The organism is Kaistella montana (assembly GCF_024436175.1).
In the GTDB taxonomy this organism is placed as follows: Bacteria; Bacteroidota; Bacteroidia; order Flavobacteriales; family Weeksellaceae; genus Kaistella; species Kaistella montana.
Window position 1 is genome coordinate 144,627 of sequence record NZ_JANFQP010000003.1, and the last position, 15,412, is coordinate 160,038.

The following is a 15,412-nucleotide window of genomic DNA, read 5'->3' on the forward strand; positions in this document are numbered from 1 at the left end:
ATGGAAATTACAAAACTCCAAAAAGAGGTTGATGAATGGATACAAACCGTAGGTGTTCGTTATTTTAACGAGCTAACCAACATGGCAATGCTCACCGAAGAAGTAGGTGAAGTTGCTAGAATTATTGCCAGAAGATACGGCGAACAAAGCGAAAAGGAAAGCGACAAAACCAAAGATTTGGGCGAAGAATTAGCCGATGTTTTATTTGTAACTTTATGCTTAGCCAACCAAACCGGAATTGATTTACAAGCCGCTTTCGATAAAAAAATGAAAGTAAAAACTGAAAGAGATGCCGATCGTCATCAAAATAATCAAAAACTGAAATAACCACTCTTTTTCAAATGCAATTAGAAAAATCTAAATTAATAGGAAACCAAACGATAGAAATCAGCGGTTCGAAAAGTATTTCGAATCGCTTGTTGATTTTGCATCAGCTTTTTGAAAATATTGAAATCAAAAATCTATCGAATTCTCAGGATACGCAATTGCTGGAAAAAGCTTTAAACAGCGATTCGGAAATCATCGATATTCATCACGCCGGAACTGCGATGCGATTTCTCACTTCTTATTTTGCAATTCAAGAAGGGAAAACTGTTATTTTAACAGGTTCCGAAAGAATGAAGCAGCGCCCGATCAAATTTTTGGTTGATGCTTTACGAAATTTAGGTGCAGAAATTTCGTATCTTGAAAAAGAAGGTTTTCCTCCTTTAAAAATTGTTGGAAAGAAACTCGAGAAAAATTCGGTGACGATTTCTGCAAATATTTCAAGTCAATTTATTTCTTCATTAATGCTCATCGGCGCAAAATTGGAAAACGGTTTAGAAATTATTTTAGAAGGAAAAGTAACTTCGAAACCTTACTTGGATATGACCTTGAAAATCCTCAGAACTGTAGGAATCACGAATCGTTGGGAAGGCAATATCATCAAAATTGATCCATACAAACAGACCGAAAAACATTTGCAAAATATCCCATTTATCGTAGAAAGCGATTGGAGTTCGGCTTCTTATTTTTATTCTTTGGCGGCAATTTCCAGAGAGACAATCAATTTAAATAGTTTTAAACCTTATTCCCTTCAAGGCGATTCAGCTTTAAGGGAAATATATTGGAAATTTTTTGGTGTGAATACCATTTCTGAAGGTTCTGAAGCAAAAATTTCGCTATTTCCGGAACAATATTTCAATTTTCCTGAAAAGATTATTTTAAACATGAACGATTGTCCGGATATCGCGCAAACACTTTGCGTAACGGCAACTGCAATCAAAATCCCATTTGAAATTACAGGTTTGGAAACTCTAAAAGTAAAAGAAACCGACCGACTTTTGGCTTTGAAAAATGAACTTTTCAAAATTGGTTGTATTTCAGAAATTACCGACGATTCTATAATTTCTGTTAAATTTTTCGAGCCGAACGACAACATTTCAATCGCAACCTACAACGACCATCGAATGGCGATGAGTTTCGCACCGTTTTGTTTGATTAAAGAACTCAATATTGAAAATGAGGAAGTTGTAGAAAAATCTTATCCCGATTTTTGGAAAGATTTCAAAAAAATTATTGAAAAAAATTAAACAATGACAATCATCATCACAGGAACTTCCACAGGAATTGGCTTCACTTTAGCTGAATATTTTGGAAAAAAAGGACATCAAGTTTATGGTTTGAGCAGAAAAAATGTTGAATCTGATTTTTTTAAAACAATTCCTACTGATATTACAGATAATTCGCAAGTTCAAAATGCAATTTCGGAAATTTTAAAAAGCGAAAAAAGCATTGACATTCTCATCAACAACGCAGGAATGGGAATGGTGGGCGCTGTGGAAGATTCTACGCAAGAGGAAATTATGAAATTATTTAACCTAAATTTGGTAGGTTCTGTACAAATGATGAGCGCAGTTTTACCCAAAATGCGCAAACAAAAATCAGGAAAAATCATTAATATTTCGAGTATCGGGTCGGAAATGGGATTGCCTTTTCGTGGATTTTATTCAGCCTCAAAATCTGCTTTAGATAAAGTGACAGAAGCGATTCGCTACGAAGTTTCGCCTTGGAAAATTGATGTTTGCACGCTTCATTTGGGCGACATCAAAACAAAAATTGCAGAAAACCGAGTGAAAACCAAGGTTTCTGAACCGTATAAAAAAACTTTTGAGAAAGTATATTCTTTGATGAATGCTCATGTTGACGATGGAACAGAACCATCGGAAGTTGCGGAATATATTGATCAATTATTGGCTAAAAAATCATGGAAAGCCCATTATTATTTTGGGAAATTTGGCCAGAAAATCGGAGTTCCATTGAAATGGATTTTACCACAAAATTTCTATGAAAATCTCATGAAAAAGTATAATAAAATGGATTGATGCAGCATCAATCCATTTGTTTTTCCTTTGAAATTAAAAAATTTCTCTTGCCACTTTCTTAATATTATCGCTTTTTCCCATCGAATAAAAATGCAAAACCGGAGCACCAAATTCCATTAATTCTCGACATTGAGCAATCGCCCACTCGATTCCGATTTGTTTTACTGCTGCATTATCTTTGGCTTTTTCTACCGCTGAAATCAAATCTTCCGGCAAATCGATTTTGAAAACTTTCGGCAACATTTGCAAATGACCTTTCGTAGCAATCGGTTTAATTCCCGGAATAATTGGAACTTGAATTCCAATTTCCCGCGCTTGTTTTACGAAATCAATGAATTTTTTATTATCAAAAAACATTTGAGTAACGATGTAATCTGCACCGGCATCCACTTTTTGTTTTAGCCATTTCAAATCATAATTCATGGACGGCGCTTCGATGTGTTTTTCGGGATAACCGGCAACACCAATACAGAATTTATTGTTCTCATCGCAAATTTTCTCTTCATGAAGATACTTTCCGCGTCCCAGATCATTCATTTGATGCACCAAATCCATCGCGTTTTTATGGCCACCAACAGTCGGAACAAAATGCTGTTCTCCTTTCATCGCATCGCCTCGCAAAGCCATCACATTGTCGATTCCGAGGTACATACAATCTACCAAAAGATATTCGGTTTCTTCCTGAGAAAACCCACCACACAAAACGTGCGGAACGGTATCTACATTATATTTATGCTGAATCGCGGCGCAAATTCCCAAAGTTCCGGGACGCATTCTGGTGATTTTTCTTTCCATCAAACCGTTACCTTTATCAAGGTAAATGTATTCTTCGCGAGATGTTGTCACGTCGATAAACGGTGGCTTAAACTCCATCAAAGGATCGATGTTTTTGTATAAATCTTCAATTCCAATGCCTTTTTGCGGCGGAACGACTTCTAAAGAAAACAAAGTTTTTCCGTTGGCGTTTTTTATGTGGTCAGTAATTTTCATTTTTTATTTAAAGCTTAAAAACTATTATGTTTAGTCATTTTTTTAATGTGCCAAATTCGGACTGAGCCATTTTCTGGCAAATTCCAAATCGATATTTTTTCTTTCGGCAAAATCGATCAATTGATCTTCGGAAATTTTCCCAACTCCGAAATATTTCGCATTTGGATTTCCAAAATAATATCCTGAAACTGATGCTGTTGGAAACATCGCTAAACTTTCTGTTAATTCTAATCCGATATTTTCTTTCACTTTCAGCAAACTCCAAATCGTTTTCTTTTCCAAATGATCAGGACACGCTGGATACCCTGGCGCAGGACGAATTCCTAAATATTTTTCAGCGATTAAATCTTCGTTTTCTAAATTTTCATCTTCCGCATAACCCCAAAATTTTGTTCTCACTTGATGGTGCAAAAACTCTGCAAATGCTTCTGCGAGGCGATCTGCCAAAGCTTTTACAATAATCGCATTATAATCATCGCCTTCATCGTAATACTTTTGAGCCAATTCTTCGGTTCCAAAACCTGTTGTTACGGCAAAAGCTCCAATATAATCTTGTTTTCCGGAAGTTTTGGGAGCAATAAAATCGCTTAAAGCCAAATATTCTTTACCTGCTGATTTTTTGAGTTGCTGTCTTAAAGTACGGAATGATGCTAGTTCTTTTCCTTGCTCATCATCAACCAAAATATCATCTCGCTCGTTAGAATTTGCGGGGAAAATCCCAAAAATTCCTTTTGCGGTGAATAGTTTTTCCTCAATAATTTTATCGAGTAAAACTTTTGCTTCTTTAAATAATTCTCTTGCTTGTTCGCCAACGATTTCATCGGTTAAAATCTCCGGATATTTCCCGTGCAATTCCCAACTTCTAAAAAACGGCGACCAATCCATAAAATCGAGTAATTCTCTTAAATCCTGATTTTCAATCACATGAATTCCTAAAAAATTCGGTTTTTGAATTTCTTGGTTTTCCCAATCGATTTTAAATTTTTGTTGCCTTGCTTCTTCAATGGAAATATATTCCTTATCAATTTGTCGATTCAAGAATTTCTGACGGAAATCTTCGTAATCGCTTTTCAAATCTGCTTTAAATTTTTCTTTATTTTGATCTAAAAGTTGAGAAACTACGCCAACCGCTCTGGAAGCATCATTCACATGAACCACAGGGTGAGCATATTTTGGAAAAATTTTCACGGCGGTGTGCGCTTTGGAAGTCGTCGCACCACCGATCATTAATGGAAAATGAAGGTTTTTTCTTTGCAATTCATCCGCAACGTGAACCATTTCATCTAAACTCGGCGTAATCAATCCGCTCAAACCGATGACATCAACATTGTGGTCGATCGCCGCCTGAATTATTTTTTCAGCCGGAACCATCACTCCCAGATCAATGATTTCATAATTATTGCAACCTAAAACTACGCTCACAATATTTTTCCCAATATCGTGAACATCGCCTTTCACGGTTGCCATCAAGATTTTTCCGTTGGGTTTCTGTTTTTCATCTTTTTGCGCTTCGATGAAAGGTTGAAGGTAAGCAACGGCTTTTTTCATCACTCTCGCCGATTTCACTACTTGTGGCAAAAACATTTTTCCGCTTCCGAAAAGATCACCGACAACTCCCATTCCAGCCATTAAATTGATTTCAATCACATCCAAAGGTCTATCGGATAATTGCCGGGCTTCTTCCACATCTTCGATGATGAATCGATCAATTCCTTTCACCAAAGCGTGGGTAATTCTATTTTGTAATGGTTCTTTTCGCCATTCCAAATCTTCTACAAATTCTTTTTTGGTCGATTTTACCCTTTCGGAATATTCCAAAAGCCGTTCTGTGGCGTAATCTCTACGATCCAACATGACATCTTCGACCAATTCTAATAAATCTTTCGGGATTTCATCGTAAACTTCCAACATGGTAGGATTTACGATTCCCATGTTCATTCCGGATTTGATGGCGTGATAGAGGAAAACGGAATGCATCGCTTCCCGAACATTATCATTCCCACGGAAAGAAAATGAAACATTGGAAACTCCTCCACTCACAGAAACATTCGGGAGATTTTCTCTAACCCATTTCGTGGCTTCAATAAAATCTAAAGCATTTCTACGATGTTCTTCCATTCCGGTTGCGACTGGAAAAATATTGAGATCGAAAATGATATCTTCCGAAGGAAAACCGATTTCATTGACCAAAATATCATAAGATCTTTTGCAAATTTCAATTCTTCGATCGTAATTATCAGCTTGTCCTTCTTCGTCAAAAGCCATCACAATGACCGCTGCACCGTATCTTTTTATTTTTTTTGCTTGATTTTTAAATTCCTCTTCACCGCCTTTTAAACTGATGGAATTTACCACACATTTTCCTTGAACCACTTGCAGACCAGCTTCTAAAATTTCCCATTTTGAAGAATCAATCATGATCGGAATTCTGGAAATATCGGGTTCGGAAGCGATAAGATTTAAAAATTTTATCATGGACGCTTTTCCATCTAACAATCCGTCATCAAAATTGACGTCGAGAATTTGCGCGCCACCTTCTACTTGATGACGGGCAATATCGAGCGCTTCGGAAAATTTTTCTTCTTTAATTAATCGCAGAAATTTCTTCGATCCGGCAACATTAGTTCGTTCTCCAACATTGATGAAGTTGGATTCTGGAGTTATAATTAACGGCTCAAGGCCTGAAAGTTTTAAATATTTCATATTTTAATTTACAAATAAAAATGTAACAATTTATCAATCAGCACATTGTTAGATTGTTAAATTGTTACATTAATTTTTCTTGGTTCATAATTTTTCACCAAATCGGAAATGGCTTTTATATGTTCCGGCGTTGTTCCGCAACAACCTCCCACTACATTAATCAAACCTTTTTCAGCATATTCCCGAATTTGCTCTGCCATGAATTCCGGACTTTCATCGTACTGTCCGAAAGCATTCGGTAAACCCGCATTCGGATAAGCGGAAATATAAAAATTCGAATTATTGGAAAGCGTTTCCAAATAAGGCGTAAGTTGTTTCGCTCCCAAAGCACAATTGAAACCAACGCTCAGAAGGTTCAAATGAGAAATTGAAATAAGAAAAGCTTCAGCAGTTTGCCCGCTCAAAGTTCTTCCGGAAGCATCGGTAATCGTCCCGGAAACCATAATCGGAATTTGAATATTTCTTTCTTCCTGAATTTCATCAATGGCAAAAAGTGCGGCTTTTGCGTTCAAAGTATCAAAAATTGTTTCTACCAAAAGAATATCCGAACCGCCGTCTAAAAGCGCTTCAGCTTGTTGTTTATAAGCAATTCTCAATTCATCAAAAGTGATGGCTCGAAATCCGGGATCATTTACATCAGGACTCAAACTGGCCGTTTTATTGGTCGGACCCATAGAACCTGCGACGAATCTTGGTTTTTCTGGATTTTTTTTGGTGAATTCGTCACAAACTTTCCTAGCAATTTTAGCGGATTCGAAATTTAATTCATACACCAAATCTTCCATGTGATAATCGGCCATCGCGATGGTTGTTCCCGAAAAAGTATTAGTTTCGATAATATCTGCACCTGCTTCTAAATATTTTCTGTGGACCTCTTCAATCGCCTGTGGTTGCGTTAAAGACAACAAATCGTTGTTTCCTTTCAGCGGATATTCCCAGTTTTTGAATCTTTCGCCGCGATAATCTTCTTCCTCAAATTTGTAGCGCTGAAGCATCGTTCCCATCGCTCCGTCTAGAACTAAAATTCTTTCGGATAAAACTTTGTATAATTGTTCTGAATTTTCCATTTTATGAGATTTGTCAAATCCAATTGTGATTTTTAATTTTAATAAAATCGTTAAAGTCCGTTTCTATTGATTAAGCCAAAGCTTGTTTTAAATCATTAATGATATCATCAACATTTTCTAAACCAACAGAACAACGAACCAAACCGGCGGTAATTCCTACTTCATTTCTTTCGTCATCTGACAACTTAGAATGCGTTGTAGAAGCCGGATGCGTCACAATTGTTCGGGTATCGCCCAGATTTGCGGAGAGTGAACACATTTTAATTTTATTTAAAAAATTTCTGCCGCCTTCAATTCCTCCTTTTATTTCGAAAGCAACGATATTTCCTCCTAATTTCATTTGTTTTTTGGCAATTTCATAACTTGGATGTGACGGTAAAAACGGATATTTTACCAAAGAAACATTCGGATGAGTTTCTAAAAATTGGGCAACTTTTAAAGCATTTTCACAATGTTTTTCGACACGAATCGCAAGTGTTTCCAAACTTTTACTCAAAACCCACGCATTGAAAGGCGACATCGCAGGTCCGGTATTTCTGGCAAATAAATAAATTTCGCGGATTAAATCCTTTTTCCCAACTGCGATTCCACCCAAAACTCGTCCTTGTCCATCAATCAATTTTGTAGCGGAATGTACCACCAAATCAGCTCCGTATTTGATCGGTTGCTGAAGATAAGGCGTCGCAAAACAATTGTCTACAATAAAAATAAGATTGTGTTTTTTAGCAATATTTCCGAAAAACTCAAGGTCTAAAATTTCAATCGCAGGATTTGTCGGAGTTTCCAGATACAAAATTTTGGTATTGGGTTGAATGTGTTGCTCCACATTTTCGGCATCTTCAGCTTTGAAATAGGAGGTTTCAATATTCCATTTCGGGAAATATTTGGTAAATAAAGTATGCGTAGAACCAAAAACCGATTGGCAACTCACAATATGATCACCGGAATTCAGCAAAGCCGCAAAGGAAGAATATATCGCAGCCATGCCTGTCGCAAAAGAATATCCAGCTTCCGCGCCTTCCATTTTCACAATTTTTTCTGTGAATTCATTGACATTCGGATTGGAAAAACGGCTATACAAATTTTTATCTTTTTCTTCGGCAAAACTTGCACGCATATCTTCAGCATCTTCAAACACAAAACTCGAAGTTAGATACAACGGTGTTGAATGTTCATCAAAATGAGATCGTTGCGACTGTGTTCTGATCGCAAATGTTTCGAAATTATTGTTTTGATTATCTTGATTCATTGTAATTTTTTTAAAGATTATTTGTTTTCAGAAAGTCTTAAAATATCGCCAAAAACTCCTCTCGCAGTAACTTTTGCTCCCGCTCCCGCTCCCATGATTACAATTGGATTTTCGCCATAACTTTCGGTATAAATTTCAAAAATAGAATCGGAACCATTGAGTTGACCGAGTGCGGAATTTGCCGGCACGGAAACCAATTTTACATCCAATTCACCTTTTTCTTTTTGCAAATCGCCGTGCAAATCGCCTACGAAACGCAAAACATGATTTTCTTGTTGTTGATTTTTAATATTTTCGAAAACTTCATCCAATTCAATCAACCTCTGAGAAAATTCTTCATTGCTGCATTTTTGTAAATTTTCTGGAACTAAATTTTCAACATTAATGTCAGAAAATTCATTAATTAAATCGAGTTCACGGGCAAGAATCAGCAATTTTCTGGCAACATCATTTCCTGATAAATCCTCGCGCGGATCGGGTTCGGTGAATCCTTTTTCCATCGCTTCTTTTAAAATAGTTGAAAATTTCTCGTCTCGAACTGAAAAATTATTGAAAATATAACTCAACGATCCAGAAAAGACGCCTTTGATTCTCGTAATATTTTCTCCAGAAAGATGTAGAAGTTTAATGGTATCAATTAATGGCAAACCAGCACCTACATTGGTTTCGTACAAATACTTCTTATTCTTTTTAGCTAAAATATGACGGAAATTTCTGTATTCCGAAATCGGAAGTGTGTTGAAAATTTTATTGGAAGAGACCAAATCGAAACCATTCTCGGCCAAAGTCGGATAGTTTTTCACAAAATCTTTACTCGCGGTATTATCAACAACAATCAGGTTTTCAAGTTGGTTTTCATGAGAAAATTCGATTAATTCATTCACCTTCGATGGTTTTTCTGCTAGCAGAATTTCATCATTCCAACCATTTCCGAAACCATTTTTATTGAATGCAATTTTCTTTGAATTGGCGATAGCAACTACTTTCAAATCAATTTTTTTTCGATTTCGGATTTCTTCGGCACTTTCCAGAACTTGATTAATTAAGGTTTTTCCAACATTTCCGTGACCTATTATTGCAAGGTGTACCGTTTTAGGTTTTGAAAAAATTTCTGCTTCAATAATATTTTTCGCTTTTTCATCTTGGGAAGATGCAACTACAATATTGATTCGATTTTCAGCAGCAACTTGGTTCAGAATCAACGGGAAAATGTTATTTCTCGCCAATTCAGACATGATTTTATTAAAATCTTTGGACACGAAGCCAATCACGGAAACATTATTAATGCTATAAATCTGGCTTACTTTTCCGGATTTTCTTTCATTTTCAAATTCATTGATGAGACAACTCACTGCTTTTTCTGCATCAGTTTCGCTTACCAAAACCGAAATTCCGTTTTCTATCGCTTGTTGAGAAATCACTCCTACACTGATTCTTGCAAAAGTAAGTGCTTTAAAAATTCGACCATCAACACCAACTTCACCTAAGAAATTCTGGCCTTCAAATTTGATGATTGCGCGGTTTTTTAAAACTTTTATATTGTTTTTCTTGATCATTTCTAATTTAATATTTTTTGTAAAATGTTATTAAGCTGTTCGTATTCCATCAAAAAGGCATCGTGGCCGTGAATGGATTTTATTTCATGATAGAAGACATTTCCCTTGGTTTTGTGGAGAAATTCGAAACAATTTTTCATTTCAAAAGCAGGAAAAAACAAATCGGAATCCACCGAAATCAAATGAACTTCTGCTGTAATGTTTATTAATTGTTCAGAATCGGTATTAATCGTCATCAAAAGTTGATTCATTAAATGGTAAGCTTTTAAACTAAATCTTTCATTTAAACTTTTACCGTGGAAATTGAGCCAGTCGTGAGATTTCCGAATTTGTTGATCTTGAATCCATTCATTATTGAATCTTAAATTCAAAGATTCCGGAGTTCTGTAGCACAACATCGCATGAATTCTGGCTTTTTCAAGAGGTTTTTCATTTTGTTTCAATAAAAATTGCTGCACCAAACATTGAGCATGGAGCCAATCGGAAGTTTTGTAATCACAAGCAATGGGAATAAATTTCTCGGTCAAATCTGGTTTGATGGAGAGCATTTCCCAACCAATCGCACCTCCTAAAGATCCGCCAATTATTGCATGAAGTTTCTTAATATTTAATGAAAATAGTCCTTCAAGGAAAATATTTGCGATATCTTTTGTGGTAAAATCTTCGCAATGATCAATAAAAAAACCATCATACCCATTTCCAGGAATATTAAAACAGAGGACGGTGAAGTTGGTCGTATCAAAAATTTTTTGATCGCCCACCAAAGTTTTCCACCAACCATTTTCTCCCGAAACATTGGAGTTTCCGGTCAATGCATGATTAATGAGAATAATGGGCGCAGAAAAAAGTTCAGCACCAAAAATTTGGTATGAAAGATTCAAATCAAGAGTGTTTCCTGACTGGAGTTTAAATTGATGAAGAGTGATATGTTGTAGCGTATTTTCCAATTTATAAATAAAATAAAATTGAAAATGCTACCAGAAAAAAGGTAAAAAAAGTTCGTGTTATCTGTACCCGAAATTGGGTTAGAATGTAGCACCTTCTCCGTTTCCGAAGGGTTGCCAAGGTTTCATTGAGTCTAATCTCTCCACCTTTCTTGATAACATTTTCAATATGTAAATGAACAAAATCTGTGGCAAATATAGGTATTATTTTGAAATTAGGGCAAATAATAATTTCATATTTTCGCAACTGAAAAATGATATTATGATTGCAGAGAAAGAGAGAATGCTAGATGAAAGCTGGAAAAAATGGGGTCCTTATGTAAGTAACCGCCAATGGGGAACCGTGCGGGAGGACTATAGTTCCGATGGAAACGCTTGGGAATACACCAGTTATGAAAGTGCTTTGAGCAGGGCTTATCGCTGGAATGAAGACGGAATTGCAGGAATCTGCGATGATCACCAGAAGCTTTGTTTTGCATTTTCATTTTGGAATCGTAAAGATAAAATGATTAAAGAACGCTTCTTCGGGCTAAGTAATTATCAAGGAAACCATGGAGAAGACATTAAAGAAATTTTCTATTATTTGGATAATACACCCACTCATTCTTACATGAAAATGGTGTACAAATATCCGATTAATGAGTTTCCTTACGACCAATTAATTAATGAAAACGGGCGTCGCAGTGGCAAAGAATCTGAATACGAAATTGTTGACACTCAAATATTTAACAATAGTGAATATTTCGATATTTTTATAGAATATGCAAAAGCTTCCCAAGATGATTTCCTGATTCGTGTGACGGCGGTTAATAGAAGCAATAAAAAAGCTCCACTTGTGATTTTGCCAACTTTATGGTTCCGCAATAATTGGAGTTGGGGATACGATCGTTATCATCCAAAACTAAAATCTTCGGCAAACGGAATTATCGACATCGAACATGAAAATAATTCCATGAAAAAGCTTTATGCTAAAGATAAAAGAACCAATACATTCTTCTGCGAAAACGAAACTAATTCACCGAAACTTTTCAATATACCAAGTGAATCAAAGTTCTTCAAAGATGGAATTAATGAATATTTGGTGCATGGAAAAGCATCAGCAATCAACCCTGAAAAATCAGGAACAAAGGCAAGTTTCTATGTTGACACCGAATTAGAAGCAGGTGAAAGTAAAAGTTTTGATTTCCGATTATCTTCCGCTGATTTAGAAGATGCTTTCTTTGATTTCGATAAGATATTTAATTTAAGGAAAAAAGAAACAGAAGAATTCTACCACGAAATTCAACACGAAATTGAAAGTGAAGAAGAGAAAAATATCCAGCGACAAGCTTTTGCAGGTTTGCTTTGGAACAAACAATTCTATCATTACGATGTTTCAAAATGGCTGAAAGGTGACCCAAAATACAAAGCAGACCGCAATTTCAACCATTTTGTAAGAAATACAGAATGGGAGCACATGCAAAACAAAGATATCATCTCAATGCCCGACAAATGGGAATATCCGTGGTTTGCAACATGGGATTTGGCCTTTCACTGTGTTCCATACGCGATTTTGGATTCCGATTTTGCGAAATGCCAGTTGAAACTTTTAACTAAAGAATGGTATATTCACCCAAATGGGCAGCTTCCGGCGTACGAATGGGATTTTAGTGACGTGAATCCGCCTGTTCATGCTTGGTCAACTTTTAGAGTGTTTAAAATTGATGAAAAGATAAACGGAAAACCAGATATTCCTTTCTTGGAAAGTGTTTTTCAAAAACTTTTACTCAATTTCACTTGGTGGGTAAACCGAAAAGACAAAAAAGGAAATAATGTCTTTGGTGGCGGTTTCCTCGGACTTGATAACATCGGAGCATTTGACCGAAATATGCAGTTTAAAAACGGTGACCACCTAGAACAAGCCGACGGAACAAGCTGGATGGCGATGTTTGCTCTTAATATGATGAGGATTTCTATGGAATTAGCATTGTACAATCCTGTTTATGAAGATATGGCGATCAAATTTTTTGAACATTATCTGTACATCGCTGCGGCTATGGAGAATCTTGGAGAAACCAGAAATGGCCTCTGGAACGAAGAAGATGGTTTTTTCTATGATGTTTTACAATTAAATAATGGAGATTCTATTTCTTTGAAACTAAGAAGTATTGTAGGTTTAATTCCGATGTTTGCTGTTGAAATTATCGAGCACGATATTTTAGAAAAATTGCCCAACTTTACGAAAAGAATGCATTGGATCCTCAAAAACAAACCAGAACTTGCTAATTTGGTATCTCACTGGGAAGTTGAAGGCGAAGGAGGAAAACACTTAATGAGTATTTTAAGAAAAACCCGGCTTACACGAATCCTGAAAAGGATGGTCGATGAAAAAGAATTTCTTTCCCACTACGGAATCCGTTCAATGTCGAAAGTTTATGAAGAAAACCCATTCAAATTTACAGTTGACGGACAAGATTTCACGGTAAAATACACTCCTGCGGAAAGCGAAAGCCGAATGTTCGGAGGAAATAGTAACTGGCGCGGTCCAATTTGGTTCCCAATCAATTTCCTTATCGTAGAAAGTTTGCAGCGATTCCACTACTATTATGGCGACAGCATGAAAATAGAATTCCCCACTAATAGCGGGGAAATGAAAGATTTACTTTACGTTTCCGAAGATCTGAGCAAAAGGTTGTACTCTATTTTTTGTAAAAACGAAAATGGTGAAAGGGCTTTCAATGGTGGAAATTACATGATGAATCATGATGAACATTTCAAAGATTACATTATGTTTTACGAATATTTCAACGGCGATACCGGAATGGGAATTGGTGCATCACACCAAACCGGCTGGACAGCGACCATTGCTAAACTCATTCAACCAACCAATATCGTGAAAGGTAAATTTTCTTAGAAAAAATTAATTTACCAGATTTCCATTTACATAAACTTCGTACGCAATTGCTACGTTGGGCTCAAGCGTTTTGGAAACCGAACAATATTTATCAAAAGAAAGTTCAGCAGATTTTAAAGCTTTTTTAGGATCGATATTTCCCTCAAGGAAGAATTTTACCAAAATTGATTTAAATGGTTTTGCATCATCTACTTGAACGCGTTCTCCTTCAACCTCAGCGGAAAAACTGGTGATATCTTGACGTTGTTTTTTTAGGATCGAAACAATATCGATTCCGCTACAACCTGCAACTGCCATGAGAATAGATTCCATCGGAGAAATTCCTTTAGCATCCGGCTGTGAAGTATTATCAAGCAAAATTTTGTTGCCTGATTGATTGGTGCATTCAAATAAATAATCGCTGTTGATTCTATTGAGCGTGATTTTCATTTTTAAATTATTAAAATTGGAAAGATTCTTGTTTTACAAAATTACTAAATCTGAATTGTAATCTTCCGAAATTCAGTTTTAAAAAAAGCATTATCTTTAAAATAAAAATTATGAAATACGAAAACCATCAATCTGGAAACGGCGGTGTGATAACTTTGAATAATGATGAGGAAGAAATTGGAAGATTGACTTACACTATTTTTCCTGAAGAAAATAAGCTCATCATTTCTTTTGTTTTGGTACACCCAAAATTTGAAGGTCGTGGTATGGGGAAATATCTGGTAGAAGAAGGCATAAAATTCGCCAGAAAAAACAATTGGAAGGTTTATCCTCATTGTTCTTACGCCAGATCTGTTATGCAAAGAATGACCGATATCGACGATATCTTGCTACAACGATAAAAGAAAAACCTCAAAGAAATTTTGAGGTTTTTTTTATGTTTGAGTTACATTTTTTCTAATAACTCTTCGGAGATTTCCATGTTGTGATAAACATTCTGTACATCGTCATCTTCTTCAAAACGGTCTAGCATTTTCATGTTTGCTTTGAATTGTTCTTCAGTGACCTCTTTAGTATTATTAGCAATTCGTTGTAATTCTGCGCTCTTCACTTCAATGCCGAGTTCATCCAATTTGTGGGAAAGAGCACCAAAATCTTCAAATGCTGTAGTAATCATTACTTCTTCATCATCACTATCAATTTCTTCTGCTCCACCGTCGATCATTTCCATTTCAAAATCATCCCAAGGCAATTTAATTAAAGATTTATCGATAGAAAAAATACCTTTTCTATCGAAAATAAATGCAAGTTCTCCATTTTTACCGAGATTTCCATCAAATTTATTAAAGACAGCTCTCACATTCGCTACTGTTCGGGTAGGATTATTGGTTGTACATTCCACAAAGAAAGCAACGCCTCCTTGTCCGTAACCTTCATAGGTAATCTCATCATATTGTTCTGCATCTGCCCCAGAAGCTTTTTTAATAGCTCTTTCTACATTATCTTTTGGCATATTGGCACCCTTTGCATTCTGGATGCATCTTCTTAATGCGGGGTTAGATTCAGGATCTGGTCCTCCAGCTTTTACGGCAATAGCAATGTCTTTTCCAATCTTAGAGAATGTTTTGGCCATCTTGTCCCATCTAGCCATTTTTGAGGCTTTTCTATATTCGAATGCGCGTCCCATATTTTTTATGAATTTTGTGTTTGCAAAAATAA

General features: G+C 36.0%; 13 protein-coding genes and 1 riboswitch. Of the genes, 5 read left to right on the plus strand and 8 right to left on the minus strand.

Going from position 1 to position 15,412, the window contains the following annotated elements; genetic code table 11:
* From NOV28_RS10585 to NOV28_RS10595, 3 genes are read left to right on the plus strand one after another with little or no spacing between them, the layout of a single operon-like run.
* Positions 1 to 327 (plus strand): nucleotide pyrophosphohydrolase, encoded by a 327-nt coding sequence (locus NOV28_RS10585; RefSeq protein WP_255930814.1) that lies wholly within the window; start codon positions 1 to 3, stop codon positions 325 to 327.
* Positions 328 to 341: 14 nt separating this feature from the next.
* The gene (locus tag NOV28_RS10590; RefSeq protein ID WP_255930816.1) at positions 342 to 1,571 is read left to right on the plus strand and encodes a 3-phosphoshikimate 1-carboxyvinyltransferase; all 1,230 of its coding nucleotides are present in this window, start codon (positions 342 to 344) and stop codon (positions 1,569 to 1,571) included.
* Between the two features lie 3 nt (positions 1,572 to 1,574).
* Positions 1,575 to 2,363: an SDR family oxidoreductase gene (locus NOV28_RS10595; protein WP_255930818.1), complete on the plus strand. Its 789-nt coding sequence runs from the start codon at positions 1,575 to 1,577 to the stop codon at positions 2,361 to 2,363.
* A gap of 33 nt (positions 2,364 to 2,396) precedes the next feature.
* Here NOV28_RS10595 and metF read toward each other — a convergent pair whose 3' ends face one another.
* The 6 genes from metF to NOV28_RS10625 all read right to left on the minus strand — a co-directional run bounded on the left by metF (position 2,397) and on the right by NOV28_RS10625 (position 10,875).
* Positions 2,397 to 3,353 (minus strand): methylenetetrahydrofolate reductase [NAD(P)H], encoded by a 957-nt coding sequence (gene metF, locus NOV28_RS10600; RefSeq protein WP_255930820.1) that lies wholly within the window; start codon positions 3,351 to 3,353, stop codon positions 2,397 to 2,399.
* A 42-nt stretch (positions 3,354 to 3,395) separates the two neighbouring features.
* A complete protein-coding gene (gene metH, locus NOV28_RS10605; RefSeq protein ID WP_255930822.1) occupies positions 3,396 to 6,056 on the minus strand; it encodes a methionine synthase in 2,661 nt (886 codons plus the stop codon).
* A gap of 56 nt (positions 6,057 to 6,112) precedes the next feature.
* Positions 6,113 to 7,123, minus strand: coding sequence for a homocysteine S-methyltransferase family protein (locus NOV28_RS10610; protein ID WP_255930824.1), 1,011 nt, complete (start codon positions 7,121 to 7,123; stop codon positions 6,113 to 6,115).
* Positions 7,124 to 7,193: 70 nt separating this feature from the next.
* Positions 7,194 to 8,372, minus strand: coding sequence for an O-succinylhomoserine sulfhydrylase (locus NOV28_RS10615; RefSeq protein WP_255930826.1), 1,179 nt, complete (start codon positions 8,370 to 8,372; stop codon positions 7,194 to 7,196).
* A gap of 17 nt (positions 8,373 to 8,389) precedes the next feature.
* Positions 8,390 to 9,928: an ACT domain-containing protein gene (locus NOV28_RS10620; protein ID WP_255930828.1), complete on the minus strand. Its 1,539-nt coding sequence runs from the start codon at positions 9,926 to 9,928 to the stop codon at positions 8,390 to 8,392.
* Positions 9,929 to 9,930: 2 nt separating this feature from the next.
* Positions 9,931 to 10,875 (minus strand): alpha/beta fold hydrolase, encoded by a 945-nt coding sequence (locus NOV28_RS10625; RefSeq protein WP_255930830.1) that lies wholly within the window; start codon positions 10,873 to 10,875, stop codon positions 9,931 to 9,933.
* Between the two features lie 54 nt (positions 10,876 to 10,929).
* Positions 10,930 to 11,034, minus strand: a riboswitch (SAM riboswitch).
* A gap of 100 nt (positions 11,035 to 11,134) precedes the next feature.
* Between NOV28_RS10625 and NOV28_RS10630 the strand changes: the two genes are divergently transcribed.
* Positions 11,135 to 13,765, plus strand: coding sequence for an MGH1-like glycoside hydrolase domain-containing protein (locus tag NOV28_RS10630; protein WP_255930832.1), 2,631 nt, complete (start codon positions 11,135 to 11,137; stop codon positions 13,763 to 13,765).
* A 6-nt stretch (positions 13,766 to 13,771) separates the two neighbouring features.
* On the opposite strand, the gene NOV28_RS10635 is transcribed toward NOV28_RS10630, so the two are convergent.
* A complete protein-coding gene (locus NOV28_RS10635; protein ID WP_255930835.1) occupies positions 13,772 to 14,194 on the minus strand; it encodes an OsmC family protein in 423 nt (140 codons plus the stop codon).
* 110 nt (positions 14,195 to 14,304) lie between these two features.
* Between NOV28_RS10635 and NOV28_RS10640 the strand changes: the two genes are divergently transcribed.
* Complete coding sequence (locus NOV28_RS10640) at positions 14,305 to 14,595, plus strand: GNAT family N-acetyltransferase (RefSeq protein ID WP_255930837.1); 291 nt, start codon at positions 14,305 to 14,307, stop codon at positions 14,593 to 14,595.
* 44 nt (positions 14,596 to 14,639) lie between these two features.
* Here NOV28_RS10640 and NOV28_RS10645 read toward each other — a convergent pair whose 3' ends face one another.
* Positions 14,640 to 15,380, minus strand: a complete 741-nt coding sequence (locus NOV28_RS10645; RefSeq protein WP_255930839.1) for a YebC/PmpR family DNA-binding transcriptional regulator — start codon at positions 15,378 to 15,380, stop codon at positions 14,640 to 14,642.
* Positions 15,381 to 15,412 lie beyond the last annotated feature (32 nt).